A 16,997-nucleotide genomic window follows, 5' to 3' on the forward strand; every position below is an offset into this window, starting at 1 on the left:
GCGAATCCTGCCGTGTCAGGGAACCCAGCGCACGGCGAGGTCGGCACCATCGTGGGCGGCGGCCTGGAGCACATGGCCACCCGAGGCGTAGCCGGCCACGAGACGGGCCAGCGGCGCGCCCGCGCTCACGTTGAGCATCACGCCATCGGCCGTGGCGCCGACCGGCACCACCGACTTCACGGCCGGGTCGTTCTGGAAGGTGGAGAGCAGGCCGGCGTAATCGTTGGCCGAATGCAGGCCGGTGACCCAGACCTTGCCGCTGGTGCTGCCGCCCTGGGCGGCCGCGAACTGGCGGTCGAGCTTGTCGGCCACGGCATTGGCGCCGTTGGTGAGCAGGGCCGGACGGGCTTCGCCGCTGTCTTTCCAGTCGCTGGAGCGGCCGCCGGCCAGCAGGGTCCAGTCGACGGTCTGGTCGGCATTCAGCCGGCCGATCAGGACGGTGCCCGTGTTGTACTGGCGCGTCACGGTGGCCATGGCCGCCGTATCGCCCTTGGCCAACGCATCGGCATCCACCGGTGCGTCGGCGCGCGGGGTCACCACCTGGTAGCCACGGGTGTCGGCCATCTGGGCCAGCGGGGTCACGTCCTGGGCACCCAGCGGCTTGCCCGCGGCATCGTGGATCACCACCAGCAGGGGCGGCTTGGGCGCTGCCACGGCCGCATCGCCTACGGCGAGCACACGGCGGATGGCACCCGGGTCGAACACGATCTCGAGACTGAGCGGCGCGCCGTTGGCCCCGCCCGTGCGCGAGTACTGGTACTGCTGGACGAGGCCACCGGGCGATTTCATGGCCTCGGCATAGCCTGGCTTGTTGCGCGGATCGGCGCCATTGGTGGCCCGTGCCAGCACCTGGGTAAGACCGTTGGAGAAGGCCTGGTCGCGCACCGCCGCGCTGGTGTCGGCCACGGGCACGGTCACCGTATACAGCGGGGTCTGGGCCATCGCGCCGCCCGCGAACAGGGTCAGGGCGAACAGCAGGAAGGCAAGGAGGCGGACTGGGCGCATGGTCTTGGCGTCGCTCTGTGAAGGCGGGAAGTCTGCCCAAAGCGTGTCATGGCGTCCATCCAGGGGGCGTGAGAATCCCGGACGCCAGTCAGCTTGCTGCTATCATGCACGGTTTCCCATACGTGCCGGAACCGTCCATGTCCTCCGATCAGGGCTCCCTCACCTACCGCGACGCGGGTGTCGATATCGATGCGGGCAATGCGCTCGTCGAGCGTATCAAGCCGATGGTCAAGCGCACCTTCCGTCCCGAAGTGATGGGCGGGCTGGGCGGCTTCGGCGGCCTGTTCGACCTTTCCGGCCGCTACAAGGAGCCCGTGCTGGTCTCGGGCACCGACGGCGTGGGCACCAAGCTCAAGCTGGCCCACCAGCTCGACCGCCACGACACCATCGGCATCGACCTGGTCGGCATGTGCGTCAACGATGTCCTGGTGCAGGGCGCCGAGCCGCTGTTCTTCCTCGACTACTTCGCCACCGGCAAGCTGCACGTGGATACCGCGGCGGCCGTGGTCTCGGGCATCGCCCGCGGCTGCGAACTGGCCGGCTGCGCCCTCATCGGTGGTGAAACGGCCGAAATGCCGGACATGTACCCGCCGGGCGAGTACGACCTCGCCGGTTTCACCGTCGGTGCGGTGGAGAAGTCGGCCATGAACGACGGTTCGAAGATCGTCGCCGGCGACGTCATCCTCGGCATCGATTCGTCCGGTCCGCATTCCAACGGCTACTCGCTGGTGCGTCGCATCCTCGAGCGCGCCGGTTCGCCGCTCGACACCGACGTGGGCGGCGTGAAGCTGGTGGACGCCCTGATGGCGCCCACCACCATCTACGTGAAGCCCATCCTCGACCTGCTGTCGAAGGTGGACATCCACGGCATGGCCCACATCACCGGTGGCGGCCTCAAGGAAAACATCATCCGCGTGGTGCCGGACGGCCTGGGCCTGTCCATCGATGCGTCCTCGTGGGAGCTGCCGCCGGTGTTCCAGTGGCTGCAGCGCGAGGGCAATGTCGCCCGCGAAGAAATGTGGCGCACGTTCAACTGCGGCATCGGCTTCACGGTGCTGATCTCGGCCGGACAGGTCGAGGCCACGCAGGCCGTGCTGAATGATCATGGCCTCGCCTCGCGCGTGATCGGCAAGGTCGTCGCCGCTTCCGGCGACGAGCGCGTCCACATCGCCTGAGCCCGTCCGTGGATCGCCCCCTGCGCGTCGCCGCGCTCGCCTCCGGGCGCGGCAGCAACCTCGCCGCCCTGATCGCAGCGCGGCTACCCGTGGAGTTCGTGCTGGTCGGCAGTGACAAGGCCAGGGCCGGTGCGCTGGCCGTGGCCGCCGAGGCAGGCATCCCCACGATGCACCTGAGCCCGCGCGACTTCCCCGATCGCGTAGCGTTCGACCGTGCGCTTTTCGGCAAGGTGGCCGAAGCGAAGCCCGATTTGCTCGTGCTGGCCGGCTACATGCGCATCATCGACGGCAGCGTGGTAGCCGGCTGGGCAGGCCGGGCCATCAACATCCATCCGTCGCTGCTGCCGAAGTACCGGGGCCTGCATACGCATCGGCAGTGCCTTGAAGCCGGCGATGCCGAGCATGGCGCCAGCGTGCATTTCGTCACCGCCGAACTGGATGGCGGCCCGGTGATCGCGCAGGCGCGCATTCCGGTGCTTGCCGGGGACACCGAGGAATCACTGGCCGAACGCCTGCTGGTCGAAGAGCACCGGCTGCTGCCGGCGGTGGTGTCGGCAATGGCCGCAGGACGCCTGTCCTGGTCGAACGGCCCGATGTTCGACGGCCACCCCCTGAAAGCCCCCCTATCCCTGTAGGAGCGCGCCTCGCGCGCGACCGGCCAGAGCCGTGAATCCCAAAAACCCCGCTATCTCCGTAGGAGCGCGCCTCGCGCGCGACCGATCAAGGCCGTGAACCCCCGGGTTTCTCGCGACTACCGGTCGCGCGCAAGGCGCGCTCCTACACGAGCAGGCGGTGTTGAGGGAAACCGTCGGGTTGTCGACCAACGTTCAGTCAGGGCCGTTATATTGAGCCCATGAAGACGCCCAACCTCCTCCGCGCCGGCCTCGCGCTGGCTCTCGCCCTGCCTGCCGCCGCGTTCGCCGCGGACGTGCCGCAGTCCTTCACCGCCACCTATCACGTGCTCCAGGGCGGCAGCCCGCTCGGCGATGCCACCGTGACCCTGAAGCCGGCCGCCAACGGCCAGTTCGAGTACACCAACAAGACCCAGGGCACCTCCGGCCTTGCCGCCGCACTGGGCGCCAGCACGTCGGAGACCTCGGTGTTCACCTGGTCGGGCAAGGTGCCGCAGGCGGTGTCGTACCGCTATGAGCTGGCCTCCACGCTGAAGCCCAAGAGCCGCTCTCTGACCATCGAAGGCGGCAACGTGCAGGTGCAGGACAACAAGAAATCGTACAGCTACCCGGCCCAGCCCGGCATGGTCGAGCGCAACACCCTGCCGCTCGCGCTCGGGGTCGCCCTGCGTGGCGGGGCCAAGGAAGCCAGCTTCCCGGTGGCGGTAAAGCAGCGGGTGGAACAGCAGGCGTTCAAGATCTCCGGCAACGAAAAGGTGACGGTGCCCGCGGGTTCGTTCGATACCGTGGTGGTGTCGCGCAGTGACGGCGAAGGCGGTTTCAGCGCGTGGTATGCGCCGACCAGGTATCCCGTGCCGGTGAAGCTGGCACAGAGCGACGGCGGTGACCTGACGCTGGAACTGGTGAGCTACAAGGGGCAGTAAACCGACGCACCCGGCAACCATCGGCCTCGTCGCTCGCGTCCTGCCGAATAAGCGCGCTTCCACCTACAACCAAAGACCTACTTGCGCCTCGTGCTGCCTGACAGCAGCATGAATTCATCAGCCAGCCCGTCGACAAGGACGTCGAAATGAAACGTACATCCGTTGCATCGGCTTTCTTCTGCGCCATCGCCATACTGGTCAGCGGATGCACCTCCGTACATCCACCTTCGCAGGTCCCGGCACAAACACATGCGGCACTCCCTCCAATAACGGATGGGCCTACGGTCGCGAGGCATCTGCAAAAGCGATTTGATGAAGCAAACACGGCTTGCGGCAGCAGCCCGCCTCTCCCAGCCGTACTGTGTTCAGGCGTTCTGGTAAGAGCGACCAGCCACTCCACTTCGTATCACGCCTGGGATCCGAATCCCAACAACCCCAATGGCGGCGGCGTTTCCTTTTCGTGGATGCGTCAGGATGCCACCTTCAGGCAATTGGCCAGAGGTGCAGGCAATGGCTTCGTGCTTCTGCCGAAGTTCTTCTCCGATACCCCTGGCGATGGTTATTACCAGATGACCGTCCTGTGTGCGTATCCGATGGATGGGTTCACCGACAAACGACACGACAAAGGGTGTGGGGAACATTGGGAAACGCCTGGAAAGAGTGGGCCGTGCCAGAGCATCGGCGTCACCACCGGAGCGGCCTGGAAGGACCGTTACGTTGCCAACAAGCTCGGCATCTACCGGTGTGGCTTCCGACTGGTCCAGGGAACCCCCAACTCAGCAGACGCCTTTGCCCAGATTCCTGTCGCCATGCGCCTCATCGGCGCCGATGCGTTCAATGAATGGAACGAAGTCGTGATCCAGCAATGGCCCCAGGGAATCGCCACCAGTATTCCCATTGAAGCATTCTTCTACGTCTCAGGAACAAGCGGCCTGAGCATTGCGAAGTACGATCAGAAGGATTTCTACAACACATCGGGGCGGCGATGGGTTCCTATCATTCGCGTCTCCATGCCGACAAGCATAGGCGCCAGAGCCACCTTCACCTACGCTGCAGCCGACCAGGAAGTGCCTTACCCCTGACAACGCACCCCATCTACCGCGCTGAGCGAGTCGGATGGGGTGCGAACCATCAGCCCGGCAGGCGGCGGATGCGCGCGCCCAGGACGCCGAGCTTTTCCTCGATGTTCTCGTAGCCGCGATCGATGTGGTACACGCGATCCACCGTGGTGTCGCCTTCGGCCACGAGGCCGGCGAGCACGAGGCAGGCCGAGGCACGCAGGTCGGTGGCCATGATCGGGGCACCGCTCATCTTGGGCACGCCAGTGATGATGGCGGTGTTGCCTTCAAGGCGGATATCCGCACCCAGGCGCTGAAGCTCAAGCGCATGCATGAAGCGGTTTTCGAACACCGTTTCCGTGATGACGCCAGTGCCCTCGGCCACGCAGTTGAGCGCGGTGAACTGTGCCTGCATGTCGGTGGGGAACGCCGGGTACGGCGCGGTGATGATGTTCACCGCCTTCGGACGGCGACCCTGCATGTCGAGCTCGATCCAGTCCTTGCCCGTGCTGATGTGCGCGCCGGCTTCTTCCAGCTTCTGCAACACGGAATCCAGCGTGTCGGCACGCGCGCCACGGGCGCGGACCTTGCCGCCGGTCATCGCGGCGCCAACGAGGAAGGTGCCGGTTTCGATGCGGTCGGGCAGCACTTCGTAGTGCGCACCGTGCAGGCGTTCCACGCCTTCGATCACCAGCGTGGAGGTACCCACGCCGTCGATCTTCGCGCCCATCGCGATGAGGCAATGCGCCAGGTCGACGACCTCGGGCTCCTGCGCCGCGTTTTCGATGATGGTGGTGCCCTGGGCCAGCGTGGCGGCCATCAGGATGTTCTCGGTACCGGTGACCGTGACCATGTCCATGACGATGCGGGCGCCCTTCAGGCGGCCGGCCTTCGCCTTGATGTAGCCGTTCTCGACCGTGACCTCGGCGCCGAGCGCCTGCAGGCCGCGGATGTGCTGGTCGACCGGACGCGAGCCGATGGCGCAACCACCGGGCAGCGAAACCTCGGCCTTGCCGTAGCGGGCCACCAGCGGACCGAGCACGAGAATGGACGCGCGCATGGTGCGCACCAGCTCGTACGGGGCGATGCAGGAGTTCTCGGGGCGCGGGTCGATGTGCATCTTCATGCGGTCGTCGAGGACCACGCTGACGCCCATGCGGCCCAGCAGTTCGATGAAGGTGGTGACGTCGTGCAGGTGCGGCACGTTGCCGATGCTGACCGGTTCGTCGGCGAGCAGGCAGGAAGCGAGAATCGGCAGGACGGCGTTCTTCGCGCCCGAAATACCGACCTCACCCTGGAGCGGCTGACCGCCGCTGATAAGGATCTTGGCCATGGATGGATGCCTTGAAAGGAAAGACGTGACGGAAGTCGAAGGGCGCCCTAGCGGCGGCCGGCGGCTTCTTCCGGGGTGAGGGTCTTGAGGCCCAGGGCGTGGATGGCGCCGCCCATGAGGTCGCCAAGGGTGGCGTAGACCAGGCGATGACGGGCGAGAGGCAGCTTGCCGGCGAACTGTTCCGAGATGACGTCGGCTTCGAAGTGGACGCCGTCGTCACCGCGCACGTCCACCCGGGCGCCGGGCAGGCCGGCTTCGATCAATGCCTGGATGCGGGCAGCGTCCATGGATTCTCCGGTAGGGGGAGTCGCTGCGGTCGGGCGGAGGTTCCGAAACGGAGCCTGAATCGCCGGTCGATGGCAGCGACGATAAAATGAGAATATGTAATGGTAATGGAAATCCGGTGTCGCAGAAATGGACATCCCGGGTTCGCCGCCCCGACCCGGACCCCAGAGGCCGCATGAACGCCCGTACCGCTTCGCACGCCGAGCAGCCCCTCGTGAACGCCGACACCGTCGTCCGCAGCGCCCGTACCGTCATCGCGACCGAGGCCGCCGCCATCCGTGCGCTCGAATCGCGGGTGGATGCCGCCTTCGTCACCGCCTGCCAGATGATCCTCAGCTGCAAGGGGCGCGTGGTGGTCTCCGGCATGGGCAAGTCCGGCCATATCGCGCGCAAGATCGCCGCGACCCTGGCATCCACCGGCACGCCGTCGTTCTTCGTGCACCCGGGCGAGGCCAGTCACGGCGACCTGGGCATGATCCAGCCCGACGACATCCTGCTTGCCATCTCCTACTCCGGCGAGACGGACGAACTGCTCTTCATCCTGCCGGCGATCAAGCGCCAGGGCATTCCCCTGATCTCGATCACGGGCAAACCCACGTCGTCGCTGGCGAACCAGGCCGAAGTGAACCTCGATGCCAATGTCGCCTGCGAGGCCTGCCCGCACGGCCTGGCCCCCACGGCAAGCACCACGGCCGCGCTGGTGATGGGTGACGCCCTGGCCGTGGCCCTGCTGGAAGCCCGTGGCTTCACTTCCGACGATTTCGCGCGCTCGCATCCGGCCGGCAGCCTTGGCCGCCGCCTGCTGCTGCGCATCTCCGACGTGATGCATGCGGGCGAAGACGTGCCCCGCGTCACCCAGGAAGCCACCGTCAGCGAGGCGCTGGTGGAAATGACCCGCAAGCACCTGGGCATGACCGCCGTGGTCGACGCCGAGGACCGCCTGCTGGGCGTGTTCACCGATGGCGATCTCCGCCGCGCCCTCGACGATCACGCCGTGGACCTGCGCGGTGCCACCGTGGCGCAACTGATGAGCCGTGGCCCGAAGACCATCGGCCCCGACAAGCTCGCCGGCGAAGCCGCGCAGCTCATGGAACGCCATGGCATCCACTCCCTGCTGGTTACCGACGACAACCAGCGCGTGGTCGGCGCGTTGAACATCCACGACCTCCTGCGCGCCCGCGTCGTCTGACGCCCTCCCGGCGCCAGCCTCTCGTCCCCATATTGCTGACCATGGCCTATACCCACTATTCCCCGATTCCCGCCGATGTCGCCGAACGCGCCGCCCGAGTGCGCGTGGCCGTATTCGACGTGGATGGCACGCTCACCGACGGCCGCCTCTGGTACGCCGAGGACGGCCGCGAGACCAAGGTCTTCCACGTGCATGACGGCCTTGGGCTGAAGCGCCTGCAGGAAAACGGCGTGAAGGTCGCCATCATCACGGCGCGGATCAGCCACCCGGTGTCGCTGCGCGCCGAGGAACTGGGCATCCAGCACGTCTACCAGGGCCAGAAAGACAAGCGCGCCTGCCTGATCGAGCTGCTGGACGCCCTGCGGCTCACCCCCGAACAGGCCGCCTTCATCGGCGACGACCTGCCCGACCTGCCGGCCATGGGTATCAGCGGCCTGGCCGTTGCCACCGCCAACGCCCACCCCTGGGTGGCCGAACGCGCCCATTGGCGCACCCGGCTGTCCGGTGGCTATGGCGCCGCCCGCGAGGTGGCCGACATGATCCTCGCCGCCCAGGGCAAGGCCGAAGCCGAGCGGGACCGCTGGCTGTGAGTGTGCTGAACTTCTTCAAGGACCGCAGCACCGCCGGCGTGGCCGGCATGCTCGCGGCCGCCCTCGGCGCCAGCGTCCTGCTCTATTACTGGGTCGCCCCGGCAAAGAAGGTGCAGGATTTCATCGGCCCGCCGCGCTCCGGCTACACCCTCACCAATTTTCACCTCGACTCGTACAACGATGAGGGCAAATACGGCTTCACGCTGGTCGCGCCCCACCTGGAGCGCCGCGAGGACGACGATTCGCTGTACATCAACGCCCCCGATTTCGTGCTGCCCTCCGTAAAGGAGCCAGACAGCCCGCCCTGGAAGGGACACTCGGAATATGGCTGGGTGAACAAGGACGGCACCATCCTGAAGCTGCAGGGCAAGGTCCACATGGACCGCATCGCCTTCGACACGAACCCGCCCGCCAGCATCGATACCTCCGAGGTCACCGCGTGGCCCAAGGAGAACCGCCTGGAAACGGCCGAGGCGGCGCGTATCGTGCAGGGAACCTCTACAATGGACGGCGTCGGCATGCGCGCCAACCTCGATACCAAGCATTTGGAGCTCCTCGATGCAGTCCACACCGTCTACATGCCGCGCAAGCGCTAAGGCCGTCCTCGCGGCGTTCGGCGTGGCGCTCCTGGCGAGCGGCGCCGCCTTTGCCAAGCAGTCCGATCGCCAGCAGCCGATCAACGTCATCTCGACCTCGTTCGACGGCACGCAGCAGCAGCCCACCGACAAGAATCCGGGCCATGTCATCTGGACGGGCAACGTCAAGCTCACCCAGGGCACCCTGACGGTCACCGGCAACAAGGCCACGGGCTATCTGGATGCCGACAACCAGCTCATCCGCGTGGTCGTGGACGGTAACGCCCACATGCAGCAGCAGGACGAACAGAACCTGTGGATGCGCGGCAACGCGAACAACATCGACTACACACCCGACAACGGCGACGCCAAGAACACCTCCAGCGGCATCGCCGTGCTCACGGGCAAGGCGCACGTCGAGAAGGAAGTCGACCCGGCCGATCGCAAGAAGCTCAACCAGAGCAACGGCGACAAGCTCACCTACAACACCAACACCAGCACGATGACCGGCGAAAGCAACGGCGCCGAACCCGTGCACATGATCTTCCAGCCGAAGCAGCAGCCCGCGCCTGCGCCTGGCGCCGCCCCGGCCAAGCCCGCCACGCCGCCGGCCGTTCCGGCCGCACCCACCAAGAAGCCCTGACACGATGCTTTCAGCCCAAGGCCTGCAGAAGCGCTTCCGTGCGCGCCAGGTGGTCCGCGATTTCGCCTTCTCCATCCGCGAAGGCGAAGTGGTGGGCCTGCTTGGCCCCAACGGCGCCGGCAAGACCACCTGCTTCTACATGGTGGTGGGCCTGATCCAGGCCGACGCCGGCGAGATCAAGCTCGACCAGCAGGACATCACCGGCCTGCCCATGCATTCGCGCGCCAAGCTCGGCATCGGCTACCTCCCGCAGGAAGCCTCGGTGTTCCGCCGCCTGAGCGTGGCGGACAACATCATGGCCGTGCTCGAACTGCGCGAAGGCATGACGCAGAAACAGCGCGAAGACGAACAGGAAAGCCTGCTCGACGAGCTGAAGATCACCCACATCGCCGAACAGAAGGGCATCAGTCTCTCCGGCGGTGAGCGTCGTCGCGTGGAGATTGCCCGCGCACTGGCCGCGCGCCCGCGTTACATGCTGCTCGACGAACCGTTCGCGGGCGTGGACCCCATCTCGGTGGGCGAGATCCAGCGCATCGTGCGTCACCTGAAAGAACGTGGCATCGGCGTGCTCATCACCGATCACAACGTGCGTGAGACCCTCGGCATCTGTGACCGCGCCTACATTCTCAACGACGGCGTCGTGCTATCGCGCGGCACCCCGCAGCACATCCTCGCCGACGAAAAGGTGCGCGAGGTGTACCTGGGACGTGAATTCCGGATCTGATCCTGCCCCCTTCCGGCCAGAACACCCCTGTAAGGGTGCTGGCCGGGTGCCACGCAAGGGGTTACGATGGCTTCGGCACCCTGAGCATTGCAAGGCATGAAACCCGGACTTCAGTTTCGCCTCCATCAGCAGCTGACGCTGACCCCGCAGTTGCAACAGGCCATCCGCCTGCTGCAACTGTCGCAGCTTGAGCTCGAGGCCGAACTCCGCCAGATCGCGGAAGGCAACCCCCTGCTCGAGTTCGCCGAAGACGCCGAACCCGAAGCGGAAGCCACCGTCGAGGAAGGTTTCCAGGCCAACGATTTCAGCGTGCGCGACGACACCTCGTCCAAGTCGACGAAAGAAGTCGACTCCGCCGCACCACCTTCCGACGAACACACGCCCGAATGGGGCGACGACGATCGTTTCCATGGTGAAGGCGGCGACTACGCAGGCGCGCCTTCGCGCGCCTCCGGCAGTGGCGACGACGACGGTTTCGAACCGCAAAACGCCGCACCGGAAAGCCTTCAGCAACACCTGGCGTGGCAGCTCAATCTGTCGCAGTTCACACCGCGCGATCACGCGATCGCCACGGCAATCATCCACGCGCTCGACGAAGACGGCTACCTGCGCGACGGCGTGGATGCCGTGCATGCGGCGTTGCCTGCCGAGTTAGGTGCTACCGCACAGGAAATCGAAGCGGTACGCCAGCGCGTGCAGCGTTTCGATCCCACCGGCATCGCCAGCCTCGATCTTCGCGACTGCCTGTTCTGTCAGCTTTCGCAGTTCGCCGACGACACGCCGCATCGCGATCTCGCCATGCGCATCGTCAACGACGAACTGGAACTGCTCGCACGCAACGACATCCCGAAGATCGCGCGCAAGTTCAAGGCGCCAGAAGACGAAGTAGCCGCAGCCGCAGCACTCATCCGCACGCTCGATCCACGCCCCGGTGCGGCGCTGGATGCCACGCCCGTGGAATACGTGGCACCCGATGTCTACGCACGACGCGAGAACGGTCGCTGGCAGGTCAGCCTCAATCCCGACGCGCAACCGCGCCTAGGTCTCAACCAGCATTACTGCGGTCTCATCGCCCGTGCACGCGGCGACGACGCCACATGGATGAAGGGCCAGCTCCAGGAAGCGCGCTGGTTACTCAAGAGCCTGCAATCACGCGCCGAAACGCTGACCAAGGTGGCCGAAGCCATCGTGCGCCGGCAGAGTGCCTTCCTCGATTACGGCCCGGAAGCCATGCATCCGCTGGTGCTGCGCGAAGTGGCCGAGGAAGTGGGCATGCACGAGTCCACCATCTCGCGCGTCACCACGCGCAAGTACATGCACACACCGCGTGGCACGTTCGAACTGAAACACTTCTTCTCCAGCGGCGTGGCCACGGAGGATGGCGGCAGCGCGTCCGCCACGGCCATCCAGGCGATGCTGCGCAAACTCATCGGTGGGGAGGACCCACGCAAACCGTTGTCCGACCAGGCGCTCGCCGAAGAGCTTCACGGTCGCGGTATCCAGGTGGCTCGGCGTACGGTCGCCAAATACCGTGAAGCACTTCGCATACCCAGTTCAAGCGAACGCGTGCGCGCGGGTTGAACCGGCACGGGGAACCCCAACAGAGGTAATACGGTCTACCGAAAAGATGCATTCCGGGAATGACACACCGTCATTCCGATCTCGCCGCCGGCGAGGCGGCAACCTCAGCAAGAAGGAGGCGTCATGCAAATCCAGATCAGCGGCCAGCACATCCAGGTCACCCCCGCCCTCCGCGAACGCGTGGAGCAGCAAATCGGCCGCTTCGAACGCCTTTTCGACAACATCACCGGGTTAGACGTGGTGCTCTCCGTGGACAAGGCCGAGCACAAGGCCGGAGGCACCCTGCACTGTTCGGGAACCCGCCTGCACGCCGAGGGCCATGCCCGCCTCCAGGACGGCACCATCAGCGACCGCATGTATGCCGCTATCGACGAGATGGTGACCAAGCTCGCCGATCAGCTGAAAAAGCATAAGGAAAAGCTCAAGGACCACCATAACGCCGAGGGTCGGGAGGCCCGCGCGGCGGTGGAATGAGCCCAGACGGGTCCTCCCGGGCGCCCCGGGCGGACCCGCACCACGCTTGATGGCACAATAGGCAGGCCGGCGCCCATGCGCCGGCTTCGTCTTCCTGATGGAACCTCAGCGTGGAACGGCTCACCGCCAGACAACTCTTCGACGGAGTACACGAGCGCATGGCGCTGCGCTGGGCCGCCGGCATGCGCGGCGAATCGCGCGTCCTGGAGCCCAACGCCAAGCAGAGCCGGCGCCCGTCGCTGGTCGGCTACCTGAACGTGATCTACCCCAACAAGGTGCAGATCATCGGTACCGAGGAGCTCAATTTCCTCGACGGCCTGGATTCCCGACAGCGCTGGGAAGCCATCCACAAGATCGCCGCCTACCAGCCCGCTGCGCTCATCGTCACCAAGGACCAGTCCGTCCCGGCCGACCTGCGCGAGGTAGCCGAAGAAACCGACACCCCGCTGTGGCAGAGCACCAAGCGCGGCCATGAGCTGCTGACTTACCTGCAATACCACCTGGCCCGCACGCTCGCCCCCCGCATCACGCTGCACGGCGTGTTCCTTGAGGTGTTCTCCATCGGCGTGCTGATTACCGGCGAGCCAGGTTCGGGCAAGAGCGAACTGGCGCTGGAACTGATCAGCCGTGGCCATCGCCTGGTGGCCGACGATGCCACCGAATTCACCCTGATCGCCCCCGACGTCATCGACGGCGCCTGTCCCGAACTGCTCCAGGATCTCCTGGAAGTGCGCGGCCTGGGCGTGCTGAACATCCGCGAGATGTTCGGCCACACGGCGGTCAAACCGTCCAAGTACCTTCGTCTGGTCATCCACCTGAAGCCGCTGCGCGACGGCGAGGAAACCGATGCCATGACCCGTCTCACCGGCGACGTCAGCCGGCGCAACGTGTTGGACGTGGACGTGCCCAAGATCACCATCCCCGTCGCCCCCGGCCGCAACCTCGCGGTGCTGGTGGAGGCCGCCGTGCGCAATCACGTGCTCAAGAGCAAGGGCATCGACCCGGCGCAGACCTTCATCGACCGTCAGGCGCACCAGATGCGCCGATTCTCCCCGTGGTGACCGACGTGAGCGAAACCGTGATGCAGCCCATCGTCGAGCCCGACGCCATCCACCTGGTGGTGCTCACCGGCATGTCCGGCGGCGGCAAGACCGTGGCCCTGCGCGCACTGGAAGACCTGGAGTTCTACTGCGTCGACAACATGCCGGCCGAGCTGATTCCCCAGCTCGTGGCCGCCGTGAGCCAGGGCGAGCATGGGCCGCGCCGTCGCATCGCCGTGGGCGTGGACGTGCGCAACCGCCGCAGCGACCTCCAGCGCATGCCTCACGTGCTGTCGGAGCTGTCGTCCATCGGCGTGCACGTGCACCTGATCTTCCTCGATAGCCGCGACGATGTACTCATCAAGCGCTACTCGGAAACCCGGCGCCGCCACCCGCTGGCCGCCGAACGGCTGTCCCTGGCCGATTCCATCGCCGAGGAACGCCGCCTGCTGCGCCCGCTGGTGTCCATTGCCGAGAAGGTGATCGACTCCAGCGACCTCAACGTGCACCAGCTGCGCCGCCTGTTCGCCACCGGCTATGCGGCCGCCAGCGACGGCACCACGATCCTGTTCGAATCCTTCGCCTACCGGCGCGGCCTGCCGCTGGACGCCGATTTCGTCTTCGACGCCCGCTGCCTGCCCAACCCGCACTGGGACCCGCGCCTGCGGCCGTTCTCGGGCAAGGACCTGCCCGTGCGTGAATTCCTCGACGCCAATCCGCTGGTGGACGAGTACTATGTCGATGTCGCCCGGTGGCTGGATACATGGCTGCCGCGCTTCGAAGGAGACGACCGCAGCTACGTCACCGTGTCCATCGGGTGTACGGGCGGTCGCCACCGGTCGGTCTACCTGGTAGAGCGACTGGCCCGGCATTTCCGTTCCGAACGCGGCAACGTACTGACTTTCCATCGCGAGCTAGAGTGACACCATGACCCATCCCCAGTTACAGCGAGCATCCGGGCGATGAGCGTCGGCGTCCTCCTCATGACCCATGAAGCGGTCGGCAAGGCGCTTATCTCGGCCGCCCACCACGTCATGCCCAAATTGCCCCTCACGGTCGATGCCGTGGAGGTGCCGCCCAGTGCCGATCCCGACGTGATGCGTGGCCTTACGGCCAAGCACGCCCGCGATCTGGACACGGGCGAAGGTGTGCTGGTGCTGGCTGACCTTTACGGCGCCACGCCCTGCAACATCGGCCTTTCCCTTGGCGAACTGGGGGTTCGCCTGCGCTGCGTGTCCGGGCTCAACCTGCCCATGCTGCTGCGCGTACTCAACTATTCGGAAAAATCGCTACCCGAACTGGCCGAGATCGCGGCCACCGGCGGTCGCGGGGGGATCTTCATCGATCATGCTTGAACAGGACATCACCGTATCCAACCGCCTGGGGCTGCATGCCCGGGCGTCCGCCAAGCTTGTCCAGCTCGTCTCCAGCTTCAAATCGACGGTGCACCTCATCAGCAAGGGACGCGAAGTCAACGCGCAGAGCATCATGGGCGTCATGATGCTGGCGGCGGGCCTCGGCACGCCGCTGACTATCCGGGCGGAAGGCCCGGATGCCGAAGCCGCCCTCGCTGCCGTGGTAAAGCTGTTCAACGACAAGTTCGACGAAGGCCAGTAACCATGCGACACGACATTTTCGAGAGGCCTGCATGAGACATGTGCTGACCGGTACGCAAGCCGCACGAGGCATGGCCCTCGGACGGGCGCGTCTGGTCCAGCCGAGCATCTTCGCGGTGGACACCCGGATGCTCGACGAGGCCGAAGTCGGCCCCGAAATCGAAAGGCTGCACAAGGCCCTCGATACCGCCCGCACCGAGCTGCACGAACTGCGCGGCAAGCTGCACGGCGCCCTCGCCCGCGAAGTGGGCGACTTCATCGACGCGCACAGCCTGCTGCTCGATGACGAGGAACTGCTCCGCGGCCTCGACGAACTGGTGTCCGTCGGCCATTACACCGCCAGCGCGGCCCTGAAGATGCAGCGCGATCGCCTCGCCGCCGTCTTCGACGCCATGAACGATCCCTACCTGAAGAGCCGCGGCGAAGACATCGACCAGGTCATCGGACGGGTCATGACGGCCCTGCAGCAGCAGTCCAGTCGCGAAGAGCGCAAGATCGCCTCGCGCGTGGGCGAAATCGTGGTGAGCGATACGGTGGCACCCGCCGATCTTGCCAGCATGGCCGGACAGGGCCTGCTGGGCGTCATCGGCAGTGCCGGCAGCGTGTATTCGCATAGCGCGATTCTTGCGCGCAGCTTCAACCTGCCCATGCTGGTAGGCACGAAGGATGCCCTGGCCACGATCAACGACGACGACCTCGTGCTGATCGACGCCGAGAACGGCGAAGTCATCGTGCACCCCACGGCACAGGATCTCACCCGTTACCGCCAGTGGCAGCGCCAGGCGGCGGCCGAAGGGCGGCGCCTTGCCGCGCTCGCTTCAGCGCCCACGCTTACCCGCGATGGCGCCCACATCCGCCTCTACGCCAATGCGGAAATGAGCAGCGATATCACGCTTGCCCGTGCGCGTGGCGCCGATGGCGTGGGTCTGTACCGCTCCGAATTCCTGTTCCTGCGTCAGCGCGGCCTGCCTTCGGAAGAAGAGCAGTTCGTCGCCTATCGCGATCTCGTACTCGGCATGGGCGGCCAGCCTGTCACCATCCGCACGCTCGACCTCGGCGCCGACAAGGCCGATGCCGCGGGCCTCGCCATTCGTGGCGAAGACAACCCGGCACTGGGTGTGCGAGGCATCCGCCTGTCGCTGCGTTACGCGGATATCTTCAGCGTGCAGCTGCGTGCCATCCTGCGTGCAGCCTGTTATGGCCCGGTGCGCGTGCTGATTCCCATGGTCACGCATGTCGGCGAGCTGATCTCGGTACGCACCCTCATCAAGAAGGCGCGCGCCGAACTCGCCGAGCAAGGCCAGGAACTGCCCGAGCGCCTGGACATCGGTGCCATGATCGAAGTGCCCGCCGCCGCCATCGGCATCGGCCCCATCCTCGAAAAGGCCGACTTCCTCGCCATCGGCACGAACGACCTCGCACAGTACGTACTTGCCGCCGACCGCAACAACGACGCACTGGAAGGCATCTACGACCCATTGCAGCCCGCGTTCCTGCGCCTTATCGCGCATGTGATCGCGGCCGGTCGTCGTGCAAAGAAGCCCGTCAGCCTCTGCGGCGAAATCGCAGGCGACACGCAATTCACCGCCCTGCTCCTGGCCATGGGCCTGGAAGAATTCAGCATGCACCCGGGCCAGCTGCTCCAGGTACGCGACCGCCTCGCGTCCCTCGACTGCCAGTCCCTGCGCCGCGCGGCCCCGGCCCTGTTCCGCTCGCACACCCGCGACGACGTGGAAGCCCGCCTACTGGAAGTCATCCAACGCCAGGCCGAATGCCCCACCCAACAAGCCATCCCCCTGTAGGAGCGCGCCTCGCGCGCGACCGGTTGGAATGGTGTCGCTCCGTAGTAAAGCGGCCCTTGTGGTGCGTCGCTTCGTAGGGAGGGCTCGCCTTCCGGCCTCGCACTCGGCGCGTGAGCGTGGCGGCGAACGAGGCGACGGGTGCGGCCCTTGGCGCGCCGGCCTGCGGTGTCCCTCGGGAAAGGAGGAGCCGCTGCGCGGCTCAGTGTCTTATGGCTTACGCCCCTTCGGGCACGGGGAGCGGGCGGGGTTTCCTGACTCGGCCTCCGGCGATCTCAACCGGTCGGTGCAACAGTTTGATGAAGTACTTCAGCCGGACACTGGAAGCCCAGTGTCTGCCGAGGTCGCTGGTTTA

Annotated in this window: 19 protein-coding genes; 16 read left to right on the forward strand and 3 right to left on the reverse strand. The window is 66.0% G+C overall.

All coding sequences use genetic code 11. The annotated features are described in order from the left end of the window. Positions 1-15: 15 nt before the first annotated feature. The gene (locus HBF25_RS21865; protein WP_166952973.1) at positions 16-1,005 is read right to left on the reverse strand and encodes a DUF2066 domain-containing protein; all 990 of its coding nucleotides are present in this window, start codon (positions 1,003-1,005) and stop codon (positions 16-18) included. Positions 1,006-1,142: 137 nt separating this feature from the next. Here HBF25_RS21865 and purM point away from each other — a divergent pair, with 137 nt between their 5' ends. From purM to HBF25_RS21885, 4 genes are all read left to right on the forward strand, one after another. Further along, on the forward strand, positions 1,143-2,180 hold the full coding sequence (gene purM / locus HBF25_RS21870) for a phosphoribosylformylglycinamidine cyclo-ligase (protein ID WP_166952976.1): 1,038 nt from the start codon (positions 1,143-1,145) through the stop codon (positions 2,178-2,180). Between the two features lie 8 nt (positions 2,181-2,188). After that, complete coding sequence (gene purN, locus HBF25_RS21875; RefSeq protein ID WP_166952979.1) at positions 2,189-2,815, forward strand: phosphoribosylglycinamide formyltransferase; 627 nt, start codon at positions 2,189-2,191, stop codon at positions 2,813-2,815. Positions 2,816-3,033: 218 nt separating this feature from the next. Next, entirely contained in the window at positions 3,034-3,735 is a 702-nt protein-coding gene (locus HBF25_RS21880) for a DUF3108 domain-containing protein (protein WP_166952982.1), read from the forward strand. A gap of 146 nt (positions 3,736-3,881) precedes the next feature. Continuing rightward, the gene (locus HBF25_RS21885) at positions 3,882-4,817 is read left to right on the forward strand and encodes an HvnC protein (protein WP_166952985.1); all 936 of its coding nucleotides are present in this window, start codon (positions 3,882-3,884) and stop codon (positions 4,815-4,817) included. A gap of 49 nt (positions 4,818-4,866) precedes the next feature. Here the strand turns inward: HBF25_RS21885 and murA are convergent, their stop codons facing one another. Both murA and HBF25_RS21895 read right to left on the reverse strand, forming a co-directional pair. Continuing rightward, the gene (murA, locus tag HBF25_RS21890; protein ID WP_166952988.1) at positions 4,867-6,126 is read right to left on the reverse strand and encodes a UDP-N-acetylglucosamine 1-carboxyvinyltransferase; all 1,260 of its coding nucleotides are present in this window, start codon (positions 6,124-6,126) and stop codon (positions 4,867-4,869) included. 47 nt (positions 6,127-6,173) lie between these two features. Next, entirely contained in the window at positions 6,174-6,413 is a 240-nt protein-coding gene (locus HBF25_RS21895; protein ID WP_166952991.1) for a BolA family protein, read from the reverse strand. A gap of 173 nt (positions 6,414-6,586) precedes the next feature. On the opposite strand from HBF25_RS21895, the gene HBF25_RS21900 reads away from it, so the two are divergent. The 12 genes from HBF25_RS21900 to ptsP all read left to right on the forward strand — a co-directional run bounded on the left by HBF25_RS21900 (position 6,587) and on the right by ptsP (position 16,645). Next, positions 6,587-7,600, forward strand: a complete 1,014-nt coding sequence (locus tag HBF25_RS21900; protein WP_166952994.1) for a KpsF/GutQ family sugar-phosphate isomerase — start codon at positions 6,587-6,589, stop codon at positions 7,598-7,600. Between the two features lie 41 nt (positions 7,601-7,641). Continuing rightward, positions 7,642-8,190, forward strand: a complete 549-nt coding sequence (locus HBF25_RS21905) for a KdsC family phosphatase (protein WP_166952997.1) — start codon at positions 7,642-7,644, stop codon at positions 8,188-8,190. Then, positions 8,187-8,786: an LPS export ABC transporter periplasmic protein LptC gene (gene lptC, locus HBF25_RS21910; RefSeq protein WP_341778402.1), complete on the forward strand. Its 600-nt coding sequence runs from the start codon at positions 8,187-8,189 to the stop codon at positions 8,784-8,786. The genes HBF25_RS21905 and lptC overlap by 4 nt, the downstream gene beginning before the upstream one ends. Before the next feature lie 22 nt (positions 8,787-8,808). Next, the gene (lptA, locus tag HBF25_RS21915; protein WP_341778403.1) at positions 8,809-9,408 is read left to right on the forward strand and encodes a lipopolysaccharide transport periplasmic protein LptA; all 600 of its coding nucleotides are present in this window, start codon (positions 8,809-8,811) and stop codon (positions 9,406-9,408) included. 4 nt (positions 9,409-9,412) lie between these two features. Continuing rightward, on the forward strand, positions 9,413-10,132 hold the full coding sequence (gene lptB, locus HBF25_RS21920; protein WP_166953003.1) for an LPS export ABC transporter ATP-binding protein: 720 nt from the start codon (positions 9,413-9,415) through the stop codon (positions 10,130-10,132). 96 nt (positions 10,133-10,228) lie between these two features. Continuing rightward, the gene (locus HBF25_RS21925) at positions 10,229-11,713 is read left to right on the forward strand and encodes an RNA polymerase factor sigma-54 (RefSeq protein WP_166953006.1); all 1,485 of its coding nucleotides are present in this window, start codon (positions 10,229-10,231) and stop codon (positions 11,711-11,713) included. A gap of 123 nt (positions 11,714-11,836) precedes the next feature. After that, positions 11,837-12,187: a ribosome hibernation-promoting factor, HPF/YfiA family gene (gene hpf, locus HBF25_RS21930; protein ID WP_166953009.1), complete on the forward strand. Its 351-nt coding sequence runs from the start codon at positions 11,837-11,839 to the stop codon at positions 12,185-12,187. 110 nt (positions 12,188-12,297) lie between these two features. Next, entirely contained in the window at positions 12,298-13,248 is a 951-nt protein-coding gene (gene hprK, locus HBF25_RS21935) for an HPr(Ser) kinase/phosphatase (protein WP_166953012.1), read from the forward strand. Between the two features lie 20 nt (positions 13,249-13,268). Next, the gene (gene rapZ, locus HBF25_RS21940) at positions 13,269-14,150 is read left to right on the forward strand and encodes an RNase adapter RapZ (RefSeq protein WP_166953029.1); all 882 of its coding nucleotides are present in this window, start codon (positions 13,269-13,271) and stop codon (positions 14,148-14,150) included. Positions 14,151-14,189: 39 nt separating this feature from the next. After that, complete coding sequence (locus HBF25_RS21945; RefSeq protein WP_166953015.1) at positions 14,190-14,582, forward strand: PTS sugar transporter subunit IIA; 393 nt, start codon at positions 14,190-14,192, stop codon at positions 14,580-14,582. Continuing rightward, positions 14,575-14,844: an HPr family phosphocarrier protein gene (locus tag HBF25_RS21950; RefSeq protein WP_166953018.1), complete on the forward strand. Its 270-nt coding sequence runs from the start codon at positions 14,575-14,577 to the stop codon at positions 14,842-14,844. Before HBF25_RS21945 ends, HBF25_RS21950 begins: the two co-directional genes overlap by 8 nt. 31 nt (positions 14,845-14,875) lie before the next feature. Then, positions 14,876-16,645: a phosphoenolpyruvate--protein phosphotransferase gene (gene ptsP, locus HBF25_RS21955; RefSeq protein WP_166953021.1), complete on the forward strand. Its 1,770-nt coding sequence runs from the start codon at positions 14,876-14,878 to the stop codon at positions 16,643-16,645. The last annotated feature ends 352 nt before the right edge of the window (positions 16,646-16,997 follow it).

The organism is Luteibacter anthropi (assembly GCF_011759365.1).
In the GTDB taxonomy this organism is placed as follows: domain Bacteria; phylum Pseudomonadota; class Gammaproteobacteria; order Xanthomonadales; family Rhodanobacteraceae; genus Luteibacter; species Luteibacter anthropi.